At 74.1% G+C, this 24747-nt stretch carries 23 protein-coding genes; 10 read left to right on the top strand and 13 right to left on the bottom strand.

What is annotated here, in order from left to right:
• Positions 1-191: 191 nt before the first annotated feature.
• The 5 genes from GV155_RS01375 to GV155_RS01395 form a co-directional block, all read right to left on the bottom strand.
• Positions 192-1070 (bottom strand): HpcH/HpaI aldolase/citrate lyase family protein, encoded by an 879-nt coding sequence (locus tag GV155_RS01375; protein ID WP_268892561.1) that lies wholly within the window; start codon positions 1068-1070, stop codon positions 192-194.
• Positions 1067-2167 carry an HpcH/HpaI aldolase/citrate lyase family protein gene (locus tag GV155_RS01380; RefSeq protein WP_160004562.1) on the bottom strand — a complete coding sequence of 367 codons (1101 nt, stop codon included), beginning with the start codon at positions 2165-2167 and terminating at the stop codon, positions 1067-1069. Before GV155_RS01380 ends, GV155_RS01375 begins: the two co-directional genes overlap by 4 nt.
• A 62-nt stretch (positions 2168-2229) precedes the next feature.
• Positions 2230-2823 (bottom strand): J-domain-containing protein, encoded by a 594-nt coding sequence (locus GV155_RS01385; protein WP_236553824.1) that lies wholly within the window; start codon positions 2821-2823, stop codon positions 2230-2232.
• A 115-nt stretch (positions 2824-2938) separates the two neighbouring features.
• Positions 2939-3640, bottom strand: coding sequence for a hypothetical protein (locus GV155_RS01390; protein ID WP_160004564.1), 702 nt, complete (start codon positions 3638-3640; stop codon positions 2939-2941).
• A gap of 127 nt (positions 3641-3767) precedes the next feature.
• Positions 3768-4391, bottom strand: a complete 624-nt coding sequence (locus tag GV155_RS01395; protein ID WP_160004566.1) for a nitroreductase family protein — start codon at positions 4389-4391, stop codon at positions 3768-3770.
• Positions 4392-4429: 38 nt separating this feature from the next.
• Between GV155_RS01395 and GV155_RS01400 the strand changes: the two genes are divergently transcribed.
• The gene (locus GV155_RS01400) at positions 4430-5866 is read left to right on the top strand and encodes a cytochrome P450 (RefSeq protein ID WP_236553826.1); all 1437 of its coding nucleotides are present in this window, start codon (positions 4430-4432) and stop codon (positions 5864-5866) included.
• A gap of 10 nt (positions 5867-5876) precedes the next feature.
• Here GV155_RS01400 and GV155_RS01405 read toward each other — a convergent pair whose 3' ends face one another.
• Positions 5877-7247, bottom strand: a complete 1371-nt coding sequence (locus GV155_RS01405; RefSeq protein WP_160004568.1) for a hypothetical protein — start codon at positions 7245-7247, stop codon at positions 5877-5879.
• Positions 7248-7347: 100 nt separating this feature from the next.
• On the opposite strand from GV155_RS01405, the gene GV155_RS01410 reads away from it, so the two are divergent.
• Positions 7348-7932, top strand: coding sequence for a hypothetical protein (locus GV155_RS01410; RefSeq protein ID WP_160004570.1), 585 nt, complete (start codon positions 7348-7350; stop codon positions 7930-7932).
• 85 nt (positions 7933-8017) lie between these two features.
• Here the strand turns inward: GV155_RS01410 and GV155_RS01415 are convergent, their stop codons facing one another.
• Positions 8018-8863 carry an aldo/keto reductase gene (locus GV155_RS01415; RefSeq protein ID WP_160004572.1) on the bottom strand — a complete coding sequence of 282 codons (846 nt, stop codon included), beginning with the start codon at positions 8861-8863 and terminating at the stop codon, positions 8018-8020.
• Between the two features lie 67 nt (positions 8864-8930).
• Between GV155_RS01415 and GV155_RS01420 the strand changes: the two genes are divergently transcribed.
• The gene (locus GV155_RS01420) at positions 8931-9398 is read left to right on the top strand and encodes an NUDIX hydrolase (protein WP_160004574.1); all 468 of its coding nucleotides are present in this window, start codon (positions 8931-8933) and stop codon (positions 9396-9398) included.
• 72 nt (positions 9399-9470) lie between these two features.
• Here GV155_RS01420 and GV155_RS01425 read toward each other — a convergent pair whose 3' ends face one another.
• Both GV155_RS01425 and GV155_RS01430 read right to left on the bottom strand, forming a co-directional pair.
• Positions 9471-9935, bottom strand: a complete 465-nt coding sequence (locus GV155_RS01425; RefSeq protein WP_160004576.1) for a DUF3817 domain-containing protein — start codon at positions 9933-9935, stop codon at positions 9471-9473.
• Positions 9936-10027: 92 nt separating this feature from the next.
• A complete protein-coding gene (locus GV155_RS01430; RefSeq protein ID WP_201300013.1) occupies positions 10028-10645 on the bottom strand; it encodes a GrpB family protein in 618 nt (205 codons plus the stop codon).
• Positions 10646-10827: 182 nt separating this feature from the next.
• Between GV155_RS01430 and dnaK the strand changes: the two genes are divergently transcribed.
• The 4 genes from dnaK (at position 10828) to GV155_RS01450 (ending at position 15131) form a co-directional block, all read left to right on the top strand.
• Positions 10828-12717 (top strand): molecular chaperone DnaK, encoded by a 1890-nt coding sequence (gene dnaK, locus GV155_RS01435; protein ID WP_160004578.1) that lies wholly within the window; start codon positions 10828-10830, stop codon positions 12715-12717.
• Positions 12714-13355: a nucleotide exchange factor GrpE gene (grpE, locus tag GV155_RS01440; protein WP_236553828.1), complete on the top strand. Its 642-nt coding sequence runs from the start codon at positions 12714-12716 to the stop codon at positions 13353-13355. Before dnaK ends, grpE begins: the two co-directional genes overlap by 4 nt.
• A 130-nt stretch (positions 13356-13485) precedes the next feature.
• Positions 13486-14682, top strand: coding sequence for a DnaJ C-terminal domain-containing protein (locus GV155_RS01445; RefSeq protein WP_160004580.1), 1197 nt, complete (start codon positions 13486-13488; stop codon positions 14680-14682).
• A complete protein-coding gene (locus GV155_RS01450) occupies positions 14682-15131 on the top strand; it encodes a heat shock protein transcriptional repressor HspR (protein ID WP_160004582.1) in 450 nt (149 codons plus the stop codon). Before GV155_RS01445 ends, GV155_RS01450 begins: the two co-directional genes overlap by 1 nt.
• Positions 15132-15171: 40 nt before the next feature.
• Here GV155_RS01450 and GV155_RS01455 read toward each other — a convergent pair whose 3' ends face one another.
• From GV155_RS01455 to GV155_RS01465, 3 genes are read right to left on the bottom strand one after another with little or no spacing between them, the layout of a single operon-like run.
• Positions 15172-16644, bottom strand: coding sequence for a response regulator (locus tag GV155_RS01455; RefSeq protein ID WP_160004584.1), 1473 nt, complete (start codon positions 16642-16644; stop codon positions 15172-15174).
• Positions 16641-17288, bottom strand: coding sequence for a hypothetical protein (locus GV155_RS01460; protein ID WP_160004586.1), 648 nt, complete (start codon positions 17286-17288; stop codon positions 16641-16643). The genes GV155_RS01455 and GV155_RS01460 overlap by 4 nt, the downstream gene beginning before the upstream one ends.
• Positions 17281-17973, bottom strand: a complete 693-nt coding sequence (locus tag GV155_RS01465; RefSeq protein WP_160004588.1) for a hypothetical protein — start codon at positions 17971-17973, stop codon at positions 17281-17283. Before GV155_RS01465 ends, GV155_RS01460 begins: the two co-directional genes overlap by 8 nt.
• 184 nt (positions 17974-18157) lie before the next feature.
• Between GV155_RS01465 and GV155_RS01470 the strand changes: the two genes are divergently transcribed.
• Positions 18158-19462, top strand: a complete 1305-nt coding sequence (locus GV155_RS01470) for a hypothetical protein (RefSeq protein WP_236553830.1) — start codon at positions 18158-18160, stop codon at positions 19460-19462.
• Between the two features lie 7 nt (positions 19463-19469).
• The gene (locus GV155_RS20360) at positions 19470-20456 is read left to right on the top strand and encodes an Abi-alpha family protein (protein WP_201300014.1); all 987 of its coding nucleotides are present in this window, start codon (positions 19470-19472) and stop codon (positions 20454-20456) included.
• On the opposite strand, the gene GV155_RS01480 is transcribed toward GV155_RS20360, so the two are convergent.
• Positions 20453-21961, bottom strand: a complete 1509-nt coding sequence (locus GV155_RS01480; RefSeq protein ID WP_160004592.1) for a hybrid sensor histidine kinase/response regulator — start codon at positions 21959-21961, stop codon at positions 20453-20455. The genes GV155_RS20360 and GV155_RS01480 overlap by 4 nt on opposite strands.
• Before the next feature lie 163 nt (positions 21962-22124).
• Between GV155_RS01480 and clpB the strand changes: the two genes are divergently transcribed.
• Entirely contained in the window at positions 22125-24713 is a 2589-nt protein-coding gene (gene clpB / locus GV155_RS01485; protein WP_160004594.1) for an ATP-dependent chaperone ClpB, read from the top strand.
• Positions 24714-24747: the final 34 nt, after the last annotated feature.

Below are 24747 nucleotides of genomic sequence, written 5' to 3' on the forward strand. Positions count from 1 at the left end.
TCCTCGGGTCGGCCGTGCGGGGGCACGGCCAAGGGCTGATCAGAGGAGTGGTCTCCTCTGAGCAGACCGTAGGTCCCAGGTCCCGTGCCGTCAGGGGTTCTTCCTCCAAGTCCCGGTGACGAGACAAGAGCGGGCTGAAGCACCCTCAGGGATGAGGGAGGTGCCCCGCGCCCGGTCGGCCGGAGGAGGCGTCAGCGGCCGGTCGACACCGCGTCGTGCAGCGCCAGCGTGCGGCGCGCGGACTCTACGTGGAGGTTCTCGACCATCCGGCCGCGGTAGGTGACCACACCCGAGCCGGCCCCCTGCTCCCAGGCCTCGAGGACGCCGTGGGCGTCCTCGACGGCCTCCGGGGAGGGTGAGAAGGCCTCGTTGGCCCCGGCGACCTGGCCGGGGTGGATCAGGGTCTTGCCGTCGAAGCCCATCTCGCGGCCCTGGCGACACTCGGCGAGGAAGCCGTCGGTGTCCTTGACGTCGTTGTAGACCCCGTCGAGGATCACCCGCCCGGTCGCCCGGGCGGCCAGCAGCGCGAGGGAGAGTCCGGTCAGCAGGGGGCCACGGCCGGGGACGTGCTCGGCATACAGCTCCTTGACCAGGTCGTTGGTGCCCATCACCAGGACGGTGAGGCGCTCGGAGGCGGCCGCGATCTCCTCGGCGTGCAGCATCGCGCGCGGCGTCTCGACCATCGCCCACAGGGTCGTGCGGTCGGGGGCGCCGTGGCGCTCGAGGGCGTCGGCGAGCGCGTGCACGGCGCCCGCGCTGTCGACCTTCGGCACCACGATCGCATCGGGGCCGGCCGCGCAGGCCGCGGCGAGGTCGTCGTCGTGCCAGGCCGTGTCGGCGCCGTTGACGCGGATCGTCAGCTCCCGGTGCCCGTACGCGCCCGAGCCGGCCGCGGCGCAGGCGGCCTCGCGGGCCGCGGCCTTGGCGTCGGGGGCCACGGCGTCCTCGAGGTCGAGGATCAGGGCGTCGCAGTCGAGGTCCTTGGCCTTCTCCAGCGCCCGGGCGTTGGAGGAGGGCATGTAGAGGACCGAGCGGCGGGGGCGGAGCAGCTCCTGCTCGCCGGCGCTCACGCCGACGCCCCGGCGGCCGGGATGGCGTCGTACTGCGCCTTGAGGTCGGGGTCGATCGCGCCGAGCTGGTCGGCGAGGTCGACCATCACCAGGCACTGCTTGAGGGACGCGTCGTCCTCCATCTTGCCGTCGAGCATCACCGCACCGGTGCCGTCGCCCATCGCGGCCACCACCCGGCGGGCGTGGGCGACGTCCTCGACGCTCGGGCTGAAGACGCGGCGCGCGATGTCGACCTGCTTGGGGTGGAGGGTCCAGGTGCCGACGCAGCCGAGCAGGAAGGCGTTGCGGAACTGGTCCTCGCAGGCCACGGTGTCGGCGATGTCGCCGAACGGGCCGTAGTAGGGGGAGAGGCCGTGCATCGCGCAGGCGTCGACCATCCGGGCGATCGTGTAGTGCCACAGGTCCTGCTGGTAGGTCGTCCGGGCGGCGCCGATCGCCTCGGGGCTGCCGTCGGCGGGGTCCTGGCGGACGAGGTAGCCCGGGTGGCCGCCGCCGACGCGGGTGGTCTTCATCCGCCGATCGGCGGCGAGGTCGGCCGGGCCGAGGGAGAGCCCCTGCATCCGGGGGCTGGCCGCGCAGATCTCCTCGATGTCGGCCACGCCGCGCGCGGTCTCGAGGATCGCGTGGACCAGGATCGGGTGGTCGAGGCCGGCCTTGGCCTCGAGCTGGGCCAGCAGCCGGTCGACGTAGTGGATGTCCTCCGCGCCCTCGACCTTGGGGACCATGACCACGTCGAGCTTGTGCCCGATCGCGGGCACCAGGGTGGTCAGGTCGTCGAGCGCCCAGGGGCTGTCGAGGGCGTTGACCCGGGTCCACAACTGGCTGCGTCCGTCGGGCCCGCCGAGGCCCTCGGTCTCCTGCGCGATCCGCACCAGGCCCTCGCGGGCGGCGACCTTGTTGTCGGCCTTGACGGCGTCCTCGAGGTTGCCGAGGAGGACGTCAACGGTGCCGACCATCCCGGGCACCTTGCCGGCCATCTTGGCGTTGCTCGGGTCGAAGAAGTGGATGGCGCGGCTGGGCCGGGCCGGGACCTCGCGGACCGGCATGGGCGCACCCACGGCCAGCGGGCGGAAGAAGTCCTTGGCGCTGCGTGACATGGCGCGGAACCTAGCAGCGCGGCGGGGTGCGCGGCTGTGACCGATCTAACCGGGCGGCTCCCTCAGCGGGCGCGCCGCTGCCACCACCGGCGCCGCGGGGGTCGTGCGGCGTCCTCGGCGGCGCGGCGGGCGGCCAGCTCGGCGGTCCGGGCGGCCCGGCGCCCGCGCCAGCCGGCGAGGGTCTCCTCGACGTCGCGCGGCATCGTGATCAGCGGCGGGGTGCCGTCGGCGGGGGTGTAACGGGCCCGGATGACGCGGGCGTTGAACTCCTCGACCTCGCGCCGGACCTCCCTCTCCACCGCCAGCGCGTCCAGCCGCTCGTCGAGCGCCGCGTCGTCCTTGCGCAGCTGCAGGCTGGCCGGCAGGACGGTGATGTTCTCCCGCTCGACCAGCCGCTTGAGCCACCAGTCCGGGTCGTGCGACTGGCCCAGGTCCCGGATCGGCCGTCCCGCGCCGGGCAGGTCGTCGAAGTCGCCGCGCTCCATCGCGATCCGCAGCTGCTCCTCGACCCAGGTCTGCTGCTGCTGGATCCGCATCGCGGCGGCGGACCGCCCGGTCCGGGCGTCCTTGTGCGAGGAGTGACGCCCGCGCTGCTCGTCGCCCTCGGCGCGAGCGAGGCGGTCACCGAGGTCGAAGTCGTCGGGAGCCTGGCTCATCTCGCGTCCAGCCTACGACGGCCGCCGCCCCGGGCAACCCCCGCCGAGGTGACGCTTGCGGACAGTCGAGGTGACGCTTGCGGACAGCCGAGGTGACGCTCGCGGACAGCCCTCCTCACCCGCCGGCGGCCAGGCCGGGCAGGACGAGGAAGCGGCCCGACGCGACCCACCAGGCGACGTCCAGCGCCAGCACCCCGCCGGCGAGCACCAGCGCCAGCGTCCCGGCAGCCGCCAGCAGCGGGCGCCAGCGGGCGAGGACGCGCTGGAACCACGCCACCGCCCCCTCGTGCCGTCCCCGCAGCACGGCCGCGGCGAGGACGACGAGCGGCAGCTGGCTGACCACGATCCAGAGCACGTGGGCGGTCACGGTGGTCGCTGCGGAGCCGTCGCGACCGGCCAGCACCACCAGCGCGACGAAGGTCGGGTCGAGCACGGCAGTGAGCGCGAACCCGGCGCCCAGGACCGCCAGGCCGGCCCCACCCGTACGGCCCCCGCCCGGCCGCGGCGGGCGTGCGTCGGGCCGGCGCCACCGCACCGCCGCCCACGACAGCAGCGCCACCGCGACCGACAGCTCGATCAGCGCCGCAGCGCCGTCCGGCGGCACGAGCCGGGTCCAGGCGAACCCGTCGAGCTGCCTGCCCAGCGTCATGGACAGCAGCACGCCCCACCCGGCGGTGCCGAGCAGCACGACGGCGGCGAAGACCAGCACGTGCCGTTCGCGTGCGCCTGCCGCGAGGGCCGCGACCGCGATCGCGGCGCCCGCCGGGTCCAGCCCGGCCACGCCGAGGGTCGCGGCGGCAAGGAGCACGTCGAGCACGCACGCAGGCTAGCGACCACTCAGCCAGGCCGACTCCCACGACCGGCTGGGGTGACGAGGTCGGGGCCGGCTGTCCGGAACGGTCATCTCGAGGCGCCGCGAGCGTCATCTCGGCTGTCCGCGAGCGTCATCTCGGCCAGGAGCCGCGGTGGACGACCTCGTCGGGGGGACGGCGGCGGCGGCGCGAGGGCGACCCCGCGGCGGTGGCGGCGCTCGCGGTCGGGTCGGGGTGGCCCAGGGCGACCACGCCGACCGGCTCGTGGTCGTCGGGGATCGCGAAGGCTGCGCGGACGGCGTCGTACCGCTCCCGGGGGATGCCGAAGAAGCAGGCGCCGAGGCCCTCGTCGACCGCCGTCAGCAGGACCAGCAGCGAGGCCATCGCGGTGTCGAGGTGCCAGTAGGGCATCGCCCAGCGGTCGGGGTCGCGGTCGGTCCAGCCCTTGTCGGGCTCGGCGTAGCGGTCGAGGTAGGCCGCGCGGCTGCTGCACGGCACGACCAGCACCGGCGCGGTCATCATCCCCGCGAGCCAGCGCCCGGGGGAGGCCAGGCCGGCCGGGTCGACGCAGGCCTCCCAGTAGCGCCGGACGTCGGCGGGGGTGTCGAGGACGAGGAACCCCCAGCCCTGCGTGAACCCGGCGCTCGGGGCGCGGGTGGCGTGGTCCAGCGCCCGGTCCACGACGGCCGGGTCGACCGGCTCGTCGGTGAAGCGCCGCACCATCCGCCGCCGACGGACGACCTCGTGCAGCTCCACGCGCCCCAGCCTAGGCGCCGTACTCCTAGTATGTGGAGATGGTGAGCGTCGATCTCCCGCCCGGCCTGCCCGACACCACCGGGGAGACCCGGCACCGGTTCACGGTGATGCGCCCGACCGGAGGTGAGGAACCCCGGGTCGGCGACGACGGCCTGCCCCCGGGTCCGCGGTGGCCGGCGATCCTGCAGACCGTCGCGCTGCTGCGCTTCCGGCACCGCTTCCACCCCTGGCTGGCTCGCCGGTACGGCGACCGGTTCACGGTGCGGCTCGTCCCGGGCGGGCAGCCGCTGGTGCTCTTCACCCGGCCCGAGGACGTCCGGGAGGTCTTCGCCGCCGACCCGGCGGTCTTCCACGCCGGGCGCGCCAACGGCATCCTCGGCCCGATCATGGGCCAGCACTCGCTGCTGCTCCAGGACGGTGCGGAGCACCAGCGGGCCCGCAAGCTGCTGATGCCGGCCTTCAACGGCCAGGCCCTGCACGGCTACCGCGCCCTGGTCCGCGACATCGCCCGCGCCGAGGTCGACGACTGGTCCGACGGCGACGAGCTGGCCACCCTGGACCGGACGAACGCGGTGACCCTCGAGGTCATCCTGCGGGTGGTCTTCGGCGTCACCGACGAGCGGCGGCTGGCCGCGCTCCGGCCCCGGGTCAACGCCACGGTCGACGTCAGCCCGGCGGTCCTGCTCGGCTGGAGCTACCCCGTGCTGCAGCGGTTCGGGCTGTGGCGGCGCACCGTCCAGACCCAGCACGAGCTCGACCGGCTGCTGTTCGCCGAGGTCCGCGAGCGCCGCGACGCCGCCGACCTCGACCAGCGCGCCGACGTGCTGTCCCGTCTCGTGCGCGCCAGCCGGGAGGCCGAGCTCGAGGGGCGTACGGCCGACGTCCTGGGCGACACCGAGCTGCGCGACCAGCTGATCACCCTGCTGCTCGCCGGCCACGAGACGACCGCCAGCGCGCTGGCGTGGGCGCTGTGGGAGCTCGGCCGCGACGAGGACCTGCTCGCCCGCTCGACCGCCGCGGCCCGCGCCGGGACCGAGGACGACCGGGACGTCGAGGCCGACGCCTGGCTGGAGGCGGTGGTCAAGGAGTCGATGCGGCTGCACCCGATCATCCCGATCGTGAACCGCACCCTGGTCGAGCCGGCCACGATCAACGGCCTCGACCTGGCCGCGGGGGTCACCGTCGGTCCCTCGATCGTGGTCAGCCACGCGCGCTCGGAGGCGTTCGACGACCCCGCTGCGTTCCGGCCCGACCGCTTCGTCGGCACCAACCCGGCGCCCAACACCTGGATCCCCTTCGGCGGCGGCGTGCGGCGCTGCATCGGGGCCGGCTTCTCGCTGATGGAGGGCGTCGAGGTGCTGCGCGCGGTGCTCGCGACCTACGACGTGGAGGCGGTCGGCCCGGACCGGCCGAAGGTCCGCAACATCACCAGCGTCCCGCGCGACGGGGCCCGGGTCCGGCTCCGGCGTCGGTGAGGTCGCGCGGTCAGCGGTCGAGCTCGCCGAGCGCGTCCCACGCCCCGTCGACCACCTCGGCCTCGGTGGTGTCGTAGACGTCGGCCAGCAGCCGGTCGGTCAGGTCGCCGTCGTCCACACCGGCCCCGGCGTCCACGCCCGAGCGGTAGCCCTCGAGCAGCGAGCGCAGCGCGACGGGGCCGCCGCGGGCGAGCAGGTGCTGCGCGGCGGCCTGGGAGACCAGGTAGTTGACCGCCGGGTCGAGCTGGAACACGCCGGCCCCCGGCAGCCGGTGCGGTGCGGCCTGGACGCGCTGCCAGAGCTCGGGGGTGACCCGCAGGTCGCGGGTGGTCAACGGGTACCAGCGCGCGTACTCGGCGACGCCCTCGGAGAGCCACATCGGCAGCACCCCGGTGTAGCGGCGCAGCAGCAGGTGGACGACCTCGTGGCGGAGCAGGCCGGGGTCGCCGGTGAGCTCGGCGGCGGTGAGGTCGGGGTTGATCCGGATCGTGCCGCCGCTCAGCGTGGTCCGCCGGCCCTGGGCGTCGACGTCGAAGACGCCGGTGTAGATCGCGGCGGCCTCCTCCTCGTCGACGGTGTTGAGCCGGACCGTGGGGCCGTTGCCCGTGGCGTCCACCAGCACCTGCCGGTCCGGCGCCACCTGCAGCAGGGCCGCGTCGGCGGTCACCGACTCCTCCACGATGTCGGCGAGGGCGTCGGCCAGGCCGGCGTCGGCGGCGTCGGTGAGCACCACGAGCGTGCCGCGGTCGGCGACGTCGACGGGCCCGCCGAACCACGGCCGCAGGTGCCCCTCGCCGCCGGCGACCTGCTCGGCCGCCTTCTCCTGCCCGACCAGCCACCGGCCGTCCCGCCGGACGTAGGTCATCCGGACCACGTTGCCCACGGCCCCGGTCAGCGCGTCGGCGACCTGCGTGTGCTCGACAGTCTGGAACCGGACGACCGGCTCCCGCGGACCCGCCCGCCGCACCGGGTCGGGCAGCAGCTGGTCGCCGGTGGTCTCGTAGTCGTAGCGGGCCAGGCGCAGCCGTGCCAGGTTGGCGAACAGGGTCCGCTGCTGCGCGACCAGTCGGGGGTCGCGGTCGTCGACGGTGGCCAGGAACGCGGCCTCGTCGCGCACGCGGACGGCCTGGGCGCGCTGCGCCAGCATCGCGTCGACCGCGGCGCGGTCGGCCTCGTCGGCCGCGTACGCCGGCCGCGCACCGGGGGACGCCCCGGGCTCCGGGCTCGCGGTCGCCGCGGTGGCGGCGGGGGAGGGCCCTGGCGCGTCGTCGCCGCCGGGCTCACCGCCGCACCCGACCAGGGTCGGGACCAGGACGAGGGCCACGACGCACGCGAGCCCCCGCGCGGAAGGGGCCGTGGTCGGCACCCTGGGCAGCCTCACCCGGGCAGCGTAGGCGCTCGTCGGGGGCGCCGGGTTGGTTCGCGGGGCGCGCCCCGCGACAATGGTCGGGCCCGACCTCTCCCTGCCGCCTGGAGCGCCTGTGAACGACCAGCCCCGTCCGTCCGAGCGCCACCCCGTCGTGACCGGGGTCGTGGCGCTGGTCGCCGTCGGTCTCGTGGTCGGTCTCGTGCTGGGCGGCGTCGCCTGGGCCGGCGCCCGCTTCGCGGGTCTCGGCGGCGACGGGTCGGCCGCCGGTGACCCGAGCGCCACCTCGGCCGAGGACGGCGACCGGATGGTCCTGCCCCGCGCGAAGGAGACCGAGGCCAACCCGGACCCGCTGATCACGCTCGCCCCGATCCCGGGGGGTGAGTCCCCCTCGGCCGCCCCGCGGGAGCGCGAGGAGGAGGAGGACGAGCCCGAGATCGTGCTGTCCGCCGGCCAGGAGGCCGTCGGCGTCTTCGGCCAGATCGACCTGACCGGGCAGTACGCCGACGGCGACGGCCGGGTGCTGCAGGTCGAGCGCTACGAGGGCGACACCTGGGTCGAGTTCAACGCCACCGTCGCGGTCACCGCCGGCTCCTTCTCCACCTTCGTGCAGAGCGGACAGACCGGCCCGAACCGCTTCCGGATGGTCGACAGCAGCGACGGCACCACCTCGAACCCGGTCACCGTCCGGGTCGGCTGACCCGGTCCCCGTACGCAGCGAGCCCGTCCCCCGGTGCGGGGGACGGGCTCGACGTGCGAGACGGGGCGGCCGGGGCCGCGACGGCTCAGTCGGGGATGTAGTCGAAGGTGGCGGGGTCGGGGCCCGTACGACCGTCGGTGCCCTTGTCGAGACCGGTGATGGTCGCGACCTCGTCGGGGGTCAGGGCGAAGTCGAAGATGCCGAAGTTCTCGGTCATCCGCTCCCGCTTGGTCGACTTCGGGAAGACGATGTCGCCCCGCTCGACGTGCCAGCGCAGCGTGACCTGCGAGGCGGTCTTGCCGTACTTCTCGGCGATCTGGCCGATCGTGGCGTCGTCGAGGACGGCGCCCTGGGCGATCGGGGACCACGCCTCGACCTCGATGCCGTGGCCCAGCGAGGCCTCGCGGACGGCGTCGTTGACGAAGTAGGGGTGCGCCTCGACCTGGTTGACCACGGGCAGCACCCCGGTCTCGTCGGCCAGGCGCTGCAGGTGGTCGGGGTTGAAGTTGGACACGCCGACCGAGGCGGTGAGGCCCTCGGTCACCAGCGCGGCCATCGCCTTCCACGTGGACACGTAGTCACCGTCGTACTGCGTCGGCAGCGGCCAGTGGATGAGGAACAGGTCGGTCCGGTCGAGCTTGAGCTTGGTCAGCGACTCCTCGAAGGAGCGGCGGACGTCGTCGGGCCGGTGGTTGCCGTTGTTGAGCTTGGTGGTGACGTAGAAGTCGTCCCGCGCCAGGCCGGAGGAGGCCAGGGCGTCGCCGACGCCGGCCTCGTTGCCGTACATCTGGGCGGTGTCGATGTGGCGGTAGCCGACCTCGAGCGCGGTCGAGGTGACCTCGGCGGTGTCCTCCGCCGGGACCTGGAAGACCCCGAACCCGAGCTGCGGGATGGTCGTCTGGTCGAGGAGCGTGATGCTGGGAACAGTCATGCCTCCCTCAGCGACCCGCACCCCCCTGGTATTCCGACCGTCAGGGTGAACCCGCCAGGATCGGGGGATGGACGCACCGCATCCGGACCGCCTGCCCGACTACACCGAGTACGACACCCGGCTGGCCGCCTACGTCCTGCTGACCGAGGACCGGCCCGGCGGACGGCGGGTGCTGCTGGCGCTGTGGAACGAGGGCGACCGGCCCCAGTGGACCCTGCCCGGCGGCGGCGCGGAGCTGCAGGAGAGCGTCGAGCAGACCGCGGTGCGGGAGGTGCGCGAGGAGACCGGGTACGACGTGGTCCTCGGCGACGTGCTCTGGGTCAGCAGCTACGTCATCGCCCCCGAGCGGCGCCACCGCGACACGGACCGGCCGATGAAGGCGGTGCGTGTCGTCTTCGACGGCCGCGTCACCGGCGGCCGCCTGCGCGACGAGGTCGACGGCAGCACCGACACCGCCCGCTGGGTCCTGGTCAGCGACGTGCCGCGGCTGCCGCACGTGTCCCTGGTCGAGGAGGCCCTGGCCCGCCTCCGCTAGCCCTCCGCCGAGATGACGCTCCCGGACAGCCGAGATGACGCTCGCGGCGCGTCGAGGTGACGGTTCCGGCGATCAGCCGACGGGCGGGCCGACCGCGAGCGCGACCGCGGTGAGCGCGGCGACCGCGACCACCCCTCCGAGCGCCGCCCGGGCCGGGCGGCGCAGCAGGCCCGCGACGGCCTTCTCGGCGGGACCGGCCGGCGTCGAGCCGGCGTCGGCGAGCCGCCAGCGGGTGTCGAGGAGTCCCCGCTTCTCGGTCGCCCGATCGAAGAGCACCGTGAAGAACGGCGGTACGGCCGCGGCCAGCCCGAGCAGCCCGCGCACGGGGCTCCACCGCTGGTCGACCCACACCACGAGCGCGGTCAGCACGTAGGCGATGAAGACCACGCCGTGCACCATCCCGAACACCGACACCGCCTTGTCGGTGGTCTCGGTGACGTACTTCAGGAACATCCCGACCAGCAGCAGCGCCCAGGTGACGGCCTCGGCGACGGCGACCGTGCGGAACAGGCGCAGCGGGCTCGACAGGATGCTCATGGCGCCAAGAGTGCCCGGCGGAGGTCGCCGACCACGACCCGGTCGCGTGTGGCGCTGGCCACCCGTGCGGGCCACCCGCGTGGGCGGGCCCGCTACGGCAGCAGGCCGTGCTCGCGGAACATCTCGTCGTACAGCGCCCGCACCACCGGCTCCTTGACCCGGTTGTAGTCCATCCCGGTCCCGCCGGCGGCGTTCGTCGCCGCGGCGGCCTCCCTCTTGGCGGCGGCGTACCGCTCCCGCACCTCCGCGCGCTCCCGCAACCGGTCCCGGAACATCAGGTGCCGCACGACCTCCGGGCAGCCCGGCCCGAAGACGTGCAGCGTGGTGCGGGTCGTCGAGCCGTGCCACACCAGCAGGCGGTGCTCGTGCCACCACGGCTCGCGGAGCCGGTGGACGAACCCGCCGGCCACGAGGTCGGGGACGTACGTCTGCTCGTCGGCCGGGTCGGCGACCACGAGGTCGAGGTCGAGGACCGGCTTGGCCGGCAGGCCCGGCACCGAGGTCGAGCCGACGTGGTGCACCTCGAGCGCCCGCTCGCCGAGCAGCGCACGGACGTGGGCCGCGACCCGCTGCGCCTCGGCGGCCCAGGTCGGGTCGTGCTCGAGCAGCCGGATCTCGTACGGCTCCTGCCGCTGACCGGCGACGAGCGCGTCGGTGTCCGGGCGGGTGCTGTCGTGGTGACGGACGATCTCCGCGGCGGTCGGGGGCACGGGGACATCCTGCAGCCGGGAACAACCCCGGGCCGAGTCCCGTTGACGCCACTGAACGAACTTGAGTTGAACGCACTCAACTCTTCTGCCACGATTGCGGCAGCCCGCCGGTCCAGCAGCACGGTCCCGGCGGAACCCCACGTTTTCCCGGAACCCCGGGCAGTACTCAGGAGGTACTCACCATGGCACGAGCCGTCGGCATCGACCTCGGCACGACGAACAGCGTCGTCGCGGTCCTCGAGGGTGGAGAACCCACCGTCATCGCCAATGCGGAGGGCGCTCGTACGACCCCCTCCGTGGTCGCCTTCGCCAAGTCCGGCGAGGTCCTCGTCGGCGAGGTGGCCAAGCGTCAGGCCGTCACCAACGTCGACCGCACCATCCGCTCCGTCAAGCGCCACATGGGCACCGACTGGAAGCAGAAGGTCGACGACAAGGACTTCACCTCCCAGCAGATCAGCGCCTTCGTGCTGCAGAAGCTCAAGCGTGACGCCGAGGCCTACCTCGGTGAGACGGTCACCGACGCGGTCATCACCGTGCCGGCCTACTTCAACGACGCCCAGCGCCAGGCCACCAAGGAGGCCGGCGAGATCGCGGGCCTCAACGTGAGCCGGATCGTCAACGAGCCGACCGCGGCCGCCCTGGCCTACGGCCTCGACAAGGGCGACGACCAGACCATCCTCGTCTTCGACCTCGGTGGCGGCACGTTCGACGTGTCCCTGCTCGAGATCGGCGAGGGCGTCGTCGAGGTCAAGGCGACCTCGGGCGACAACAACCTCGGTGGCGACGACTGGGACAACCGCGTCGTCGAGTGGATGGTCAAGAAGTTCAAGGACAACAACGGCGTGGACCTGGCGGCCGACAAGATCGCCAAGCAGCGCCTGCAGGAGGCCGCGGAGAAGGCCAAGATCGAGCTGTCCTCCTCCAGCGAGACCACCGTGCACCTGCCCTACATCACCCACGGCGAGTCCGGCCCGCTGCACTTCGAGGAGCGCCTGACGCGCTCGGAGTTCCAGAAGCTGACCGCCGACCTGCTCGACCGGACCAAGGCGCCGTTCCAGGCCGTGCTCAAGGACGGCGGCGTCGCCGTCGACAAGATCGACCACGTGGTCCTCGTCGGCGGCTCGACCCGCATGCCGGCGGTCCCCGAGGTCGTCAAGAGCCTGCTCGGCGGCAAGGAGCCCAACAAGGGCGTCAACCCCGACGAGGTCGTCGCGGTCGGCGCCGCGCTCCAGGCCGGCGTCCTCACGGGCCAGGTCAAGGACGTGCTGCTCCTCGACGTCACCCCGCTCTCCCTGGGCATCGAGACCAAGGGCGGCGTGATGACCAACCTCATCGAGCGCAACACCACGATCCCGACCAAGCGCTCGGAGATCTTCACCACCGCCGACGACAACCAGCCGTCGGTCGAGATCAAGGTCGCCCAGGGCGAGCGCCAGATGTGGGCGCAGAACCAGCAGCTCGGCAACTTCGAGCTGACCGGCCTGCCCCCGGCCCCTCGTGGCGTGCCGAAGATCGAGGTCACCTTCGACATCGACGCCAACGGCATCGTGCACGTCTCCGCCAAGGACCAGGGCTCCGGCAAGGAGCAGTCGATGACGATCTCCGGCGGCTCCGCGCTGGGCAAGGACGACATCGACCGGATGGTCCGCGAGGCCGAGCAGTACGCCGAGGAGGACGCCCAGCGTCGCGCGGCCGTCGAGGCCCGCAACCAGGCCGACGGTCTGGTCTACACGACCGAGAAGTTCCTCGGCGAGAACGCCGACAAGCTGCCCGAGGACGTCACGACCGAGGTCCAGGCCGACGTCGACGCCCTCAAGGCCACCTTGGAGAACGCCGAGGCGAGCTCCGAGGAGATCACCCTGGGCACCACCAAGCTCAACGAGTCCAGCCAGAAGATGGGTGCGGCCATGTACGCCGCCGCGGAGGCCGACAACGCCGCCGCCGGCGGGGCCGACTCCTCGACGGGTGGCGCCGACGACGACGTCGTCGACGCCGAGATCGTCGACGAGGAGACCGACGGCACCACCTCCACCGACGGCACCGACGGCACGCCCGGGGACGGGTCCAAGTGACCCAGGACCCCACCGACCCCCGGGACGCAGCCCCGCTGCCCGAGGACCCGACGCCGGCCGACGTCCCTGAGGGCGTCGCCGGTGACGGGACCGGCGACGGAGCCGGCGACGTGGCCTCGGTCGTGGAGGGCGAGGGCGCCGAGGAGCCCGTCGGGGCCCACGGCGACGTGGAGGCCGACGAGGCCGACCAGGTCACCGAGGACGAGCTCGCGGTGGCCCGGATGGAGTCCGCCGAGCGGCTCGCCGACCTCCAGCGGCTCCAGGCGGAGTTCGTGAACTACAAGCGGCGGGTCGAGCGTGACCGCGACCTGCTCAAGGAGAACGCGACCTTCAAGGCGCTGGCGCCGATCGTCGAGGTGCTCGACACCATCGACCGGGCCCGCGAGCACGAGCCGCTGGACGGTGGCTTCAAGGCCGTCGCCGAGCAGCTCGAGCGGACGGTGGCCGGCTCCGGGCTGCTGAAGTACGGCGCACCCGGCGACGCCTTCGACCCGACGCTGCACGAGGCTCTCTCCCACCTGGGCGAGGACCCCGAGGCCACGGTGACCACCTGCAAGGTGGTGGCCAAGTCGGGCTACAAGATCGGCGACCGCGTGGTCCGCGCCGCGCAGGTGCTCGTCGTCGACCCGCCCGCCTGACGTCGGGCACCATCTCCACCAGCACCACAGCAGGACAGGGGGACGCGGGCCGGTCGGCCCGGCCCGCGTACCCGGCCCGGCGCCACCGCGCCGGCGCCCGCATCAGCGACGATCAGGACGGGAGGTGCGTATGGCCGACGACCAGGGCTTCCGGTCCGACTGGGCCGGCAAGGACTTCTACGCCGAGCTCGGCGTGGCCAAGGACGCCTCCACGGCGGACATCAAGAAGGCCTACCGCAAGCTCGCCCGCGACAACCACCCCGACTCGCACCCCGGCGACACCGCCAAGCTCGACCGGTTCAAGAAGGTCGCCGAGGCCTACGACGTCGTCGGGGACACCGACAAGCGCCCGAAGTACGACGAGATGCGCCGGCTCCAGGGCTCGGGCGCGTTCGGCGGTGGCTTCGGCGGCGGTGGCGCCCGCGGCGGCCAGGCCGGCGGCGTCAACGTCGAGGACCTCCTCCGTGACCGGATGGGCGGGGGTGGGGGCGGCTTCGGCGACATGTTCGGCGACCTCTTCGGCGGCGCCGGTGGTGGCCCGCAGCGCCGGCAGCAGACCGCGCGGCCCCGCAAGGGCCCCGACACCGAGGCCACCGTGACCATCTCCTTCGTCGACTCGCTGGACGGCGTGACCATCTCGCTGCGCCTGGCCTCGGACGCGCCCTGCCCGAGCTGCTCGGGCACCGGCGGCAAGCCGGGGACGCGGCCCCACATCTGCTCCGAGTGCGACGGCGCCGGCTACGTCGTCAGCACCTCCGGCGGCGCGTTCTCGATGAACGAGACCTGCCCCCGCTGCGCCGGGCGTCAGCTCGTCTACGACGAGGCGTGCCCGACCTGCTCGGGCTCCGGTCGCGGGCGCTCGAACCGCACCATCCAGGCCCGCATCCCGGCCGGGGTCAAGGACGGTCAGCGGATCCGCCTCAAGGGCAAGGGCACGGCCGGCGAGAACGGCGGCCCCGCCGGCGACCTCTTCGTCACCGTGAAGGTCAGCCCGCACCGGCTCTTCGGCCGCTCCGGGGACCACCTGACCCTCGACGTCCCGGTCTCCTTCGACGAGGTCGCGCTGGGCGCCGAGATCAAGGTCCCGACCCTCGGCGGCGCCCCGGTCACGCTGCGCCTGCCGGCCGGCACGCCCAACGGGCGCACGTTCCGGGTACGCGGCCGCGGCGCCCCGCGGGCCGACGGCTCGAAGGGCGACCTGCTCGCCACCGTGGCCGTCCAGGTTCCTGCCGTGCTCGACCCGGCCGCCCGGGAGGCGGTCGAGTCCTACCGCGACGCGGTGGCCGGCAAGCCCCTGCGCAGCCGGCTGTTCGAGGAGGCCGGGTGATGCCTCGCGAGCCGTTCGCGCCCCCGCCGCCGGACGCGGCGGTCTACGTCATCAGCGTGGCCGCCCAGCTCACCGGGCTGCACCCGCAGACCCTGCGCACCTACGAGCGTCTCGGCCTGGTCACCCCAGGTCGCACCGGCGGGGGCGGGCGGCGCTACTCCTCGCGCGACATCGAGCAGCTGCGTGAGATCGCCGAGCTGACCTCATCCGGGATCGGGCTCGAGGGCGTCCGCCGGATCCTGCTGCTCGAGCGGGACAACGCCGCCCTGCGCCGTCAGGCCGCCGAGCTCGCCGCCGAGCTCGAGGCCACCCGCGCCGCGCTGCACCAGGCCTCCCAGGCCGGTCTCGGTCGGCCACGCGCCGACACCCCCGGCCTGCCGAACAAGCTGCCGGTCCTGCGTCCGCGGGGCATGGACGCCTCCGTCGTCGTCTGGCGCCGCGGGCGCTGACCGGTCCGGTCCGGTCCGCTGACGCGGCCGGGTCCGCGGGTCAGCCCTCGCCGAGCAGCGGGAGCGTGACGGTGAAGACCGACCCCCGGTCGGCGCCGTTGCGGTGGTGGACGTCCCCGCCGTGCGCCAGGGCCAGGCGGCGCACCACGAACAGACCGAGACCGGTGCCGCGGGCCGAGGCGCCCGGGGCGCGGGAGAACTCCTCGAAGAGCTGGTCGCGGAACGACTCCGGCACGCCGGAGCCCTGGTCCTCGACCGCCAGGTGCGCCCACGACCCCTGCTCGCCGACGGTGACCACGACGGGCGGCGCGCCGTACTTGCGGGCGTTGCCGAGCAGGTTCGTCACCATCTGGTCGAGCCGGCCCGGGTCGGCGCGCACCCGCAGCGGGGCGGCACTGCCCTCGCGGGCCAGGACGTGCAGCGCGACGTCGGGGTGGGCCTCCAGGATCGTCTCGAGCGTGTCGACGAGGTCGAGCGGCTCGAGGCGTACGTCGAGCACGCCGCGGCGGGCCTCGGCGGCGGTGAGCAGGTCGGCGGTGAGCGAGTCCAGGCGAGCGGCCTGCCGGCCGACCGAGGCGACCATCGCGGCCCGGCGGGCGGGGTCGAGCGTGTCCTCCCCGGGCGCGAGGACCTCGGCGATCCCGCCGAGGACGGTCACCGGGCCGCGCAGCTCGTGGGCGGTGGTGGTGATCGCCGAGCGCAGCCGGGCGATCTCCTCGTCGGCCGGGTCGGGGCCCGCGTAGACGACGACGGAGGCGCCGGTACGCGTGCCGCGCAGCGAGAACCGGGCGCCGTCCCGCACGACCTGCACCCGCACCGACTCCTCGGCCACCTCGGCCGGGTCCCGCCCACCCACCGCGTCCCAGAGCTCGGGCAGGAGGTCGGCCAGCGACGCCAGGGGACCGGCGGCGATGCCGAGCATCTGCGTCGCCGCGCCGTTGGCGAAGCGGACCGTCCCGTCGGCGTGGTCGGCCACCAGCATCGCCACCGGCGCGTGCTCGACCAGCAGCGTGGCCGGGTCCGGCGGCGGTGGGGCGGCCGCTGCGGGGGCCGGCGTGGGCGAGGCGGCCGCCGGGACGTCGTCACGGCCCGGTGCGACGCCGCGTCGCGCCTCGCTCTCGTCGGCGATCCGTCGCAGCCGGTCGACGATGGCCGGGAGACGGGTGCCCTTCTCCACGTAGCCGTCGGCGCCGGAGACCAGGGCCTGGTCGCGCATCGCGGTCGCCCCGAACCCGGACAGCACCACGATCGTCGCGTTCGGGCGTATCCGGCGCAGGTGCGGCAGCGCCTCGAGCCCGTCCATCACCGGCATCGCCAGGTCGAGCACGACGAGGTCGGGCTCCGTCTCCTGCGTGACCGCGATGCCGGCCCGCCCGTCGCCGGCCTCGCCGACGACCTGGAAGTCGTCGGTCTCCTCGAGCGTCATCGCGAGCAGCTCGCGCAGGTCGGGGGTGTCGTCGACCAGCACGGTGCGGCGACGTGCGGGGCTGCTTGCGCGGTGGGGGTCGGTCACAGTCGCTCCTCGGTGACCTCGGTGGGGGTCGTGCTCGCGCCCGGCGCCGTCGCACCGACCGGTGGTGCGGCCACGACTGCGGCGCCCGAGCGCAGCAGGTGCGCGGTCCCGCCGCGCCCGCCCTCGACCAGGTCGGTGATGATCGTGCCGGCCGACCCGATCGCCGAGTCCAGCGCGCTCAGCGCCTTGTCCCGATCACCGCGCTCGAGCGACATCCGGGCGACCACCAGGCTCTGCAGCACGTGGTCGTTGAGGTCCAGCGCCTGCCGCTCGCGCTGCTCGAGGTCGGCGAAGAGGGCCGCCCCGGAGGTCAGCGAGGAGTAGCTGCGTCGGAGGGAGAGGTAGTAGAGCGCGACCAGGGCGCCGAGCACGTCCCACGACGCGAGGGGCCAGCCCCAGGCCTGGCGCATCGCGGTGCCCTGCACGACGTCGACCCCGAACCAGGGCATGGCCATGTGCAGGGCGTGCGACCCGTGGTGCACCGCGCAGGTCAGGAAGATGGCGGCGGTCGCGGCAGCGAGCGGGTTGCTGCGCAGCTGCCCCGTGCGGAGCAACGGGCGCACGATGGCCAGGGTGATCAGCACGTAGCTGAGGGCGATGACGACGTTCGCGGCGGCGCCGACGGTCCAGGGCACCTCAGGCACCCCCGCCCGTGCGAACGGTCACCAGGACCAGCAGCGGCAGCGCCAGGACGCTGAGGCCGGCCCAGGCCACGGCGCCGCGGTGCCATGCCGTGCCGGAGGCCAGCGGGCGTACGCCGCCGGCGGCGATCACCCAGAGGCAGGCGGCCGACGCGACGAGCTGCCACACCACGGCGGCGGCGTCCCACGGACCGACCGGCTCGGGCCCCTCGAGACCCGGGAGCCCCACCGTCCGGCTGAGCGCCCAGGCCGCCAGCACCGTGCCCTGGAGGACGAGACCGGCGGCTGCGAGGGACGCCGCGCGCGGGCCGGTCACCGGGCGCAGCAGCGCGACGCCGGCCCAGGCCAGCTGGGCGGTCGCGGCGACGACGAACAGCAGGCCGAGGAGCGGGCTCTCGGTGGCGTGGGCGGGCCCCATCGCGGCGTGGACCCCCGCCGCGGCGGCGCTCGAGACGACCGCGACCGGCCACAGCGCAGGCCGGGTCGCGACGGTGGCCGGCACCTCGGCACCGCGTCGCCCGAGCCGTGGGTCCGACGACCCGCCGACGGTGACCAGCGCCGCCCTCGCGGCCGGGGACGGGCTCCTGGTCGAGCCGAGCACCAGTGCACCGACCCCGGCGAAGCCGACGACCAGCAGCCCGTAGTGGAGCGTGTGCCCCACGAGGGACGCGAGGCTGAGGGGGTGCACCGACTCAGGGTAGGTGTCCGGCCGGCGGCTGATCAGGGTCGTTATGCCTCAGATGTGCGCGACCTGCGACCTCCTGCCTCACCCCCCGGGGCCGTCGAGCCACTACCCTCACCGCACGGGTCCGCGTCGTCGCGGACCGTGGCCGGAGGGTATGGGGCTCGTGGACTGGCTGAGCGTGGACGGCGTGACCGACGCCGTCGTCACGTGGTGGACCCACATCCACTGGGTCCACTTCCTGACCATCCCGCTGTTCACCGGCGTCGTCGGGTTCCTGATCAACTGGTCCGGGCTGTGGATGCTGTTCAGCCCGGTGCGCTTCCGCGGGGTGCGCATCGCCGGGATGCGGGAGCTGGCCTCGGTGCTGCCGCGCAAGATCCAGGAGATCCCCGGCGTCCTGCAGGGCGGTCTCGGCTGGCAGGGCATCATCCCCGCACGCGCGGCGAAGATGGGCAGCATCGCGGTGGACAAGGCGATCGCGAAGCTCGGCACGCCCTCGGACTTCTACCAGCAGCTCGAGCCCGAGCGGATCGCCGAGCACATCGTCGCCAGCTTCCGCCCGGAGATCCCCGCGCTGGTCGACGAGGTGATGCGTCGTGAGCACCCACGGCTGTGGCGCGACCTGCCCGGCCCGGTCCGCGAGGCCGTGGTGGAGCGGGTGCAGAACCAGGTCCCGGCCGTGGTCACCCGGGTCACCGACGAGATCGGGGAGCACATCGACCAGCTGCTCGACCCCAAGATCATGGTCATCGACCACTTCCGCGAGAACCCCGCGCTGGTGGTGCGGATCTTCCGCGACTTCGGGCAGCGCGAGCTCGACCTGATGGTCCGGTTCGGCTTCGTCTTCGGCTTCCTGCTCGGCGTCCCGGTCGCCGTGGCCGACAGCATCGTGGGGCAGTGGTGGCTGCTGCCGATCCTCGGCGTCGTCGTCGGCTGGGTGACCAACGCGCTCGGGATGTGGCTGATCTTCGAGCCGCCCGAGCCCCGCCGCATCCTCGGCATCCGGGTGCACGGGCTCTTCCTGCGCCGCCAGGACCAGGCCGCGGAGGTGTACGCCCGGATCATCGCCGAGGACGTCATCACGCTGGAGCGGATCGGCGACTTCCTGCTCAACGGCCCCCGCGGCGACCGGACCCGCCAGATGCTGGCCACCGCGATGCGGCCGGCCATCGACCGGGCGGCCGGTCCCGCTCGGGGGGCGGTGCGCGTGGCGCTGGGGGCGGAGCGGTTCGACAGCATCCGCGACTCCGTGGCGCGCGAGGCGGTCGGGCGCACGCTGACGCCGTTCCAGGACCGGGCGTTCAACGCCCAGCAGGCCGAGCGGATCCAGGAGCTGGTGGCCCGGAGGACCAAGGAGCTGCCGCCGCGCGACTTCGTGGAGATGATGCGCTCGGCCATCCGCGAGGACGAGTGGATGCTCTACGCCCACGGCGCGATCATGGGCCTGGGGGGCGGGTTCCTCCACCTCGCCTTCTTCGGGGTGGGAGGCTAGGGGCACTGTGAGCAGCCTGGTCCCGAGAGAGTCCCGCGAGCGGCTCGAGCGCGCCGCGGGGTCGGTGCCCGGCCTGGCCCGCGTGGCCGCCTCCGCGGCCTGGCACACCACCGGCTGGGGCGTGCGCACCAGCCTGCGCGGCACCCGCCGCGTGGCCCGCGCCGCCACGTCGGCCGACGAGGCCGCAGCGCTGATCGACGACGTCACCGAGACCGTCGGCGTCGTCGGCGACCTCGCCCGCAAGTTCTCCGGCGGCACCCCCGTGGGCCGCGCCCTGATCGAGGCCGGCACCGCGCTCGGCGGGCTCGCGGAGGTCAGCCGCGAGAACCGTGAGGCGCGCGAGGAGGCCGCCGGCGTGGAGCGGCACCCGTACGACGCCCCGGTCCCGCACGAGGGCCACCACGGAGGCCACGTCGTGCGCGGCTCGGTCCTGCGCGACGACCACCTCGACAGCCAGAGCCTGCGCGAGCTCGGCCAGGACCTCCTGCGCCGCTCGCGCGACGTGTGGGCCGACGACGAGGACCACCCGGCGTACTCCAGGATCCTCACCGAGCTGGCGCCCGACGAGGGCCGGATCCTGCTGCTGCTCCTCGAGGGCGGTCCCCAGCCCAGCGTCGACGTGCGGACCGGCGGTCCGGTCGGCATGGTCTCCTCGCAGCTGGTGGCCCCGGGGCTGACCATGATCGGCAGCCGGGCCGGGTGCCGCCACGGCGAGCAGGTGCCGTCCTACCTCAACAACCTGTTCCGCCTCGGGCTGGTGTGGTTCTCCCGGGAGGCGCTCCGCGACCCGCTGGAGTACCAGGTGGTCGAGGCCCAGCCGGACGTGCTCGCGGCCCTGCACTCGGTGCGCTTCGCCAAGGTGGTGCGGCGCAGCATCCACCTGACCCCGTTCGGCGAGGACTTCTGCCGGGCCTGCCTGGTCGTCGAGGAGGCGCGCGACGCGGCCTTCCCGCAGCACGCGACGCCGGACACCGGGGACCCGGGAGGGTCCTAGGTCGTCGGCGCGGTCGTCGCCGGGGCCTTCGCGGGGTCGACCGCGGGCAGGTGCAGGCTGAAGACGGCGCCGCCCTCCGGGCCGGTGCCGCAGGTGGCCTCGCCGCCCATCGCCAGCAGCAGCGTGCGCACGATGTAGAGCCCGAGGCCGGTGCCGCCGGAGGCGCCCTCCTTGCCGCGGGTGAACTCGGTGAAGACCCGCTCGACCAGGTCGTCGCCCACCCCGGGCCCGTGGTCGATGACGTCCACGACCACGCGGTCCGGCAGCGCCGCGTCGGGGCGGACCCGCACCGCGACCGGCTGCTCCCCGTGGAGGTGGGCGTTCGAGAGCAGCGTCCGCAGAGCCTGCGCCAGGCGTACGGGGTCGGCCCGCACGGCCCGGTTGTCCTCGACCACGACCGTGACCGCGGACCCGGAGCCGGCCACCGACAGGTCGTGCTCGGCCGCGACCCGGCGGGCGACCGCGGCGGCGTCGACGTCGACCAGGTCGACGCGCATCGTGCCGCGCTGGATCTGGGCGGAGGTGAGGAGGTCGGCGGTGATGCCGTCCAGCGCCCGGGTCTGGCGCAGGACCGCCGCGACCCAGCGGTCGCGGTCCTCGGAGGTGGCGGGACCGGCGGCCGCGCCGTCCTCGTCGAGGAGCGTCTCGGCGATCGCGCCGAGCACGGCGACCGGCCCGCGCACCTGCTGGGCGGCGGTGCTGATCGCGCGGCGCAGCACCCCGACGTCCTCGCGGGAGGAGTCGAGGTAGACCAGCACCGACCAGCCCGTACGCCGGATCGTGGCGCGGGCCCGGCCGCCCACCAGCTCGACGTCGAAGGAGGCGTCGGCGTCGAGGCGGTGGTAGGAGACCATCGAGGCCAGCTCGGGTGCGGACACCGCGAGCGGGTTGCCCGGCCGGGCGGGGCCCAGCAGGCGCTGGGCGACGGCGTTGACGGTGAGGATGCGGAAGAGGGGCTCGTCGGCGAGCTCGAGGACACCGAACGGCGCCAGCGCGAGCGCCTCGCTGCTGCCGCTCGCGCGCTCGGCGGGGTCGGTGTCGGTGGCCGGCTCGACCCGGTCGGAGTCGACGGCGGTCGCGTCCGGGACCACGCTGAGGGCACGCCCGCTGCGGCCCGCCGGGGCGGCGCAGACCGTGCGGACGTAGTCGAGGATCGAGGGCAGCGGGGCGCCCTTCTGGACGTAGCCGTCGGCGCCGACCGCGACGGCCCGCGCGGACATCTGCTGGGCACCGAACCCGGACAGCACGATGATCTTCGCGCTCGGCACGAGCCGGCGGATCGCGGGCAGCGCCTCGATCCCGTCCATCACCGGCATCGCGAGGTCGAGCAGGACCACGTCGGGGCGGTGCTCGCGCACGGTCTCGATGCCGGCCCGGCCGTCGCCGGCCTCGGCGACGATCTCGAAGCCCCCGCGGGTCAGCGCGAGCGACAGCAGCTGGCGCAGGTCGTCGGTGTCGTCGATGACGACGACGCGCGGCGCGCGTGCGGGCGCTGCGGTGTTCACGTCATCGACTCCGATCGGGGTGGGCCCGGCTGACGATACGCAGCCCCGGCGCCGAGCGGGACGAATTCGGCCGACGACCCGGGCGGGGAGGACCGAAAGAGGGGCTATGCTCTGACTGAGCAAACTTGAGCGAGATCCACTCAAGTACGTCCAGGAGGTTCCCATGGCGCAGTTCGGTGCGGAGAAGTTCACCACCCGCAGCAGGGGGGCCGTCGAGGCCGCCCAGCTGGCCGCGACCACGGCCGGCAACAGCACCACCGACCCCGTCCACCTGCTCGTCGCGCTGCTGCGTCCCGACGACGGCACCGCGCGCACGCTCGTCGGGCGTACGGGCGCCGACCCGGCCGTGCTGCTGGCCGCCGCCGAGCGCGCCGCGGCCGCGCTGCCCCGCGCCTCCGGCTCGACCGTCCAGCAGCCGTCCGCCTCCGCGGCCCTGACCCGCGTGCTGGCCGGCGCGCTCGACCTGGCCTCCTCGCTCAAGGACGACTACGTCGCCACCGATCACCTGCTGATCGCGCTGGCCGGCACCGAGTCCGGCGCGCAGCGGCTGCTGACCGACGCCGGCCTGTCCGAGCAGGGGCTGCGCGAGGGGCTCACGTCCGTGCGCGGGAACCGCCGGGTGACCAGCCAGGACGCCGAGTCGACCTACGAGGCGCTGGAGAAGTACAGCGTCGACCTCACCGCCCTGGCCGAGTCCGGCGACCTCGACCCGGTGATCGGCCGTGACGCCGAGATCCGCCGGGTCATCCAGGTGCTGTCCCGACGTACCAAGAACAACCCGGTCCTGATCGGCGAGCCCGGCGTCGGCAAGACCGCCGTGGTCGAGGGCCTCGCCCAGCGGGTCGTGGCCGGTGACGTGCCCGACTCCCTCAAGGGCCGCCGCGTGCTCTCCCTCGACCTGGCCGCGATGGTGGCCGGCGCGAAGTACCGCGGGGAGTTCGAGGAGCGGCTCAAGTCGGTGCTCGAGGAGATCAAGGACGCCGGTGGGCAGGTGATCACCTTCATCGACGAGCTGCACACCGTCGTCGGCGCGGGCGCGGGCGGCGACTCGGCCATGGACGCCGGCAACATGCTCAAGCCGATGCTGGCGCGCGGCGAGCTGCACATGATCGGTGCGACGACGCTCGACGAGTACCGCGAGCGGATCGAGAAGGACCCCGCTCTCGAGCGCCGCTTCCAGCAGGTGCTGGTCGGCGAGCCGAGCGTCGAGGACACGATCCAGATCCTGCGCGGGATCCAGGAGAAGTACGAGGCGCACCACGGGGTGCGGATCACCGACGCCGCCCTGGTCGCGGCGGCGACGTTGTCAGACCGCTACATCACCGGCCGCCAGCTGCCCGACAAGGCGATCGACCTCATCGACGAGTCCGCCTCACGGCTGCGGATGGAGATCGAGTCCTCCCCGGAGGAGATCGACGAGCTCCGTCGTCGGGTCGACCGGATGAAGATGGAGGAGTTCGCGCTGGCCAAGGAGTCCGACGACGCCTCGGTCGACCGGCTGGCCACCCTGCGTGGCGAGCTGGCCGACGCCGAGGAGGAGCTGCGCGCGCTCGAGGCCCGGTGGGAGCAGGAGAAGAGCTCGCTGGAGGGCGAGGGCGAGCTGCGCCGCCAGCTCGACCAGCTGCGCGGCGAGGCCGACCGGCTGCTCCGCGACGGCGACCTGGCTGCCGCCAGCGAGATCAACTACGCCCGCATCCCCGAGCTGGAGCGACAGATCGAGGCGGCCGCGGCCGCGGAGAAGAACGTCGTGGAGCCGCTGGTCGGCGAGGAGGTCGGGCCCGAGCAGATCGCCGACGTCGTCGAGGCCTGGACCGGCATCCCCACCGGCCGGCTGCTGGAGGGCGAGACCTCCAAGCTGCTGCAGATGGAGGAGGTGCTCGGCCGCCGCCTGGTCGGCCAGCGGGAGGCCGTGGCCGCGGTCAGCGACGCCGTGCGCCGCTCGCGCGCCGGCATCGCCGACCCCGACCGCCCGACCGGGTCCTTCCTGTTCCTCGGGCCCACCGGCACCGGCAAGACCGAGCTGGCCAAGTCGCTGGCCGACTTCCTCTTCGACGACGAGCGCGCGATCGTGCGCATCGACATGAGCGAGTACGGCGAGAAGCACTCCGTGTCCCGCCTCGTCGGCGCACCTCCCGGCTACGTCGGCTACGACGAGGGCGGCCAGCTGACCGAGGCGGTGCGGCGCCGGCCGTACTCCGTGGTCCTGCTCGACGAGGTCGAGAAGGCGCACCCGGAGGTCTTCGACGTGCTGCTGCAGGTCCTCGACGACGGCCGGCTGACCGACGGCCAGGGCCGCACGGTCGACTTCCGCAACACGCTGCTCGTGCTGACCTCGAACCTGGGCTCGTCCTACCTGGTCGACCCGACGCTGGAGCCGGAGAAGAAGCGCGACGCGGTGATGGCGACCGTGCGTGCCTCGTTCAAGCCCGAGTTCCTCAACCGGCTCGACGAGGTCGTGCTCTTCGAGGCCCTGGGCCGCGACGAGCTGACCCACATCGTCGACCTGCAGCTGGCGCTGCTGGAGAAGCGGCTGGCGGTGCGCCGGATCGCCGTCGACGTGAGCGCGGCGGCGCGCACGTGGCTGGCGGAGGTGGGCTACGACCCGGCGTACGGCGCGCGCCCGCTGCGCCGGCTGATCCAGACCACGATCGGCGACCCGCTCGCGCGGCTGCTGATCGGCGGCCAGGTCGGCGACGGCGCGACCGTGCGGGTCGACCTCGCCGAGGGCGGGGGCGGGCTGGTCGTCGGGTGACCGGGTCCGGTGCTCCTGCGTAGCAATCGGGCAC

The sequence above is a fragment of the Nocardioides sp. AX2bis genome (assembly GCF_902506435.1).
Lineage (GTDB): Bacteria > Actinomycetota > Actinomycetes > Propionibacteriales > Nocardioidaceae > Nocardioides.

Bases quoted from the DNA above. Each gene is read 5' to 3' on its own strand.
- GV155_RS01400 (WP_236553826.1), top strand. From the start codon at position 4,430: ATGGTGAGCGTCGATCTCCCGCCCGGCCTGCCCGACACCACCGGGGAG.
- clpB (WP_160004594.1), top strand. From the start codon at position 22,125: ATGGCGCAGTTCGGTGCGGAGAAGTTCACCACCCGCAGCAGGGGGGCC.
- GV155_RS01420 (WP_160004574.1), top strand. From the start codon at position 8,931: ATGGACGCACCGCATCCGGACCGCCTGCCCGACTACACCGAGTACGAC.
- GV155_RS01415 (WP_160004572.1), bottom strand. From the start codon at position 8,863: ATGACTGTTCCCAGCATCACGCTCCTCGACCAGACGACCATCCCGCAG.
- dnaK (WP_160004578.1), top strand. From the start codon at position 10,828: ATGGCACGAGCCGTCGGCATCGACCTCGGCACGACGAACAGCGTCGTC.
- GV155_RS01385 (WP_236553824.1), bottom strand. From the start codon at position 2,823: ATGAGCCAGGCTCCCGACGACTTCGACCTCGGTGACCGCCTCGCTCGC.
- GV155_RS01380 (WP_160004562.1), bottom strand. From the start codon at position 2,167: ATGTCACGCAGCGCCAAGGACTTCTTCCGCCCGCTGGCCGTGGGTGCG.
- GV155_RS01425 (WP_160004576.1), bottom strand. From the start codon at position 9,935: ATGAGCATCCTGTCGAGCCCGCTGCGCCTGTTCCGCACGGTCGCCGTC.
- GV155_RS01450 (WP_160004582.1), top strand. From the start codon at position 14,682: ATGCCTCGCGAGCCGTTCGCGCCCCCGCCGCCGGACGCGGCGGTCTAC.
- GV155_RS01445 (WP_160004580.1), top strand. From the start codon at position 13,486: ATGGCCGACGACCAGGGCTTCCGGTCCGACTGGGCCGGCAAGGACTTC.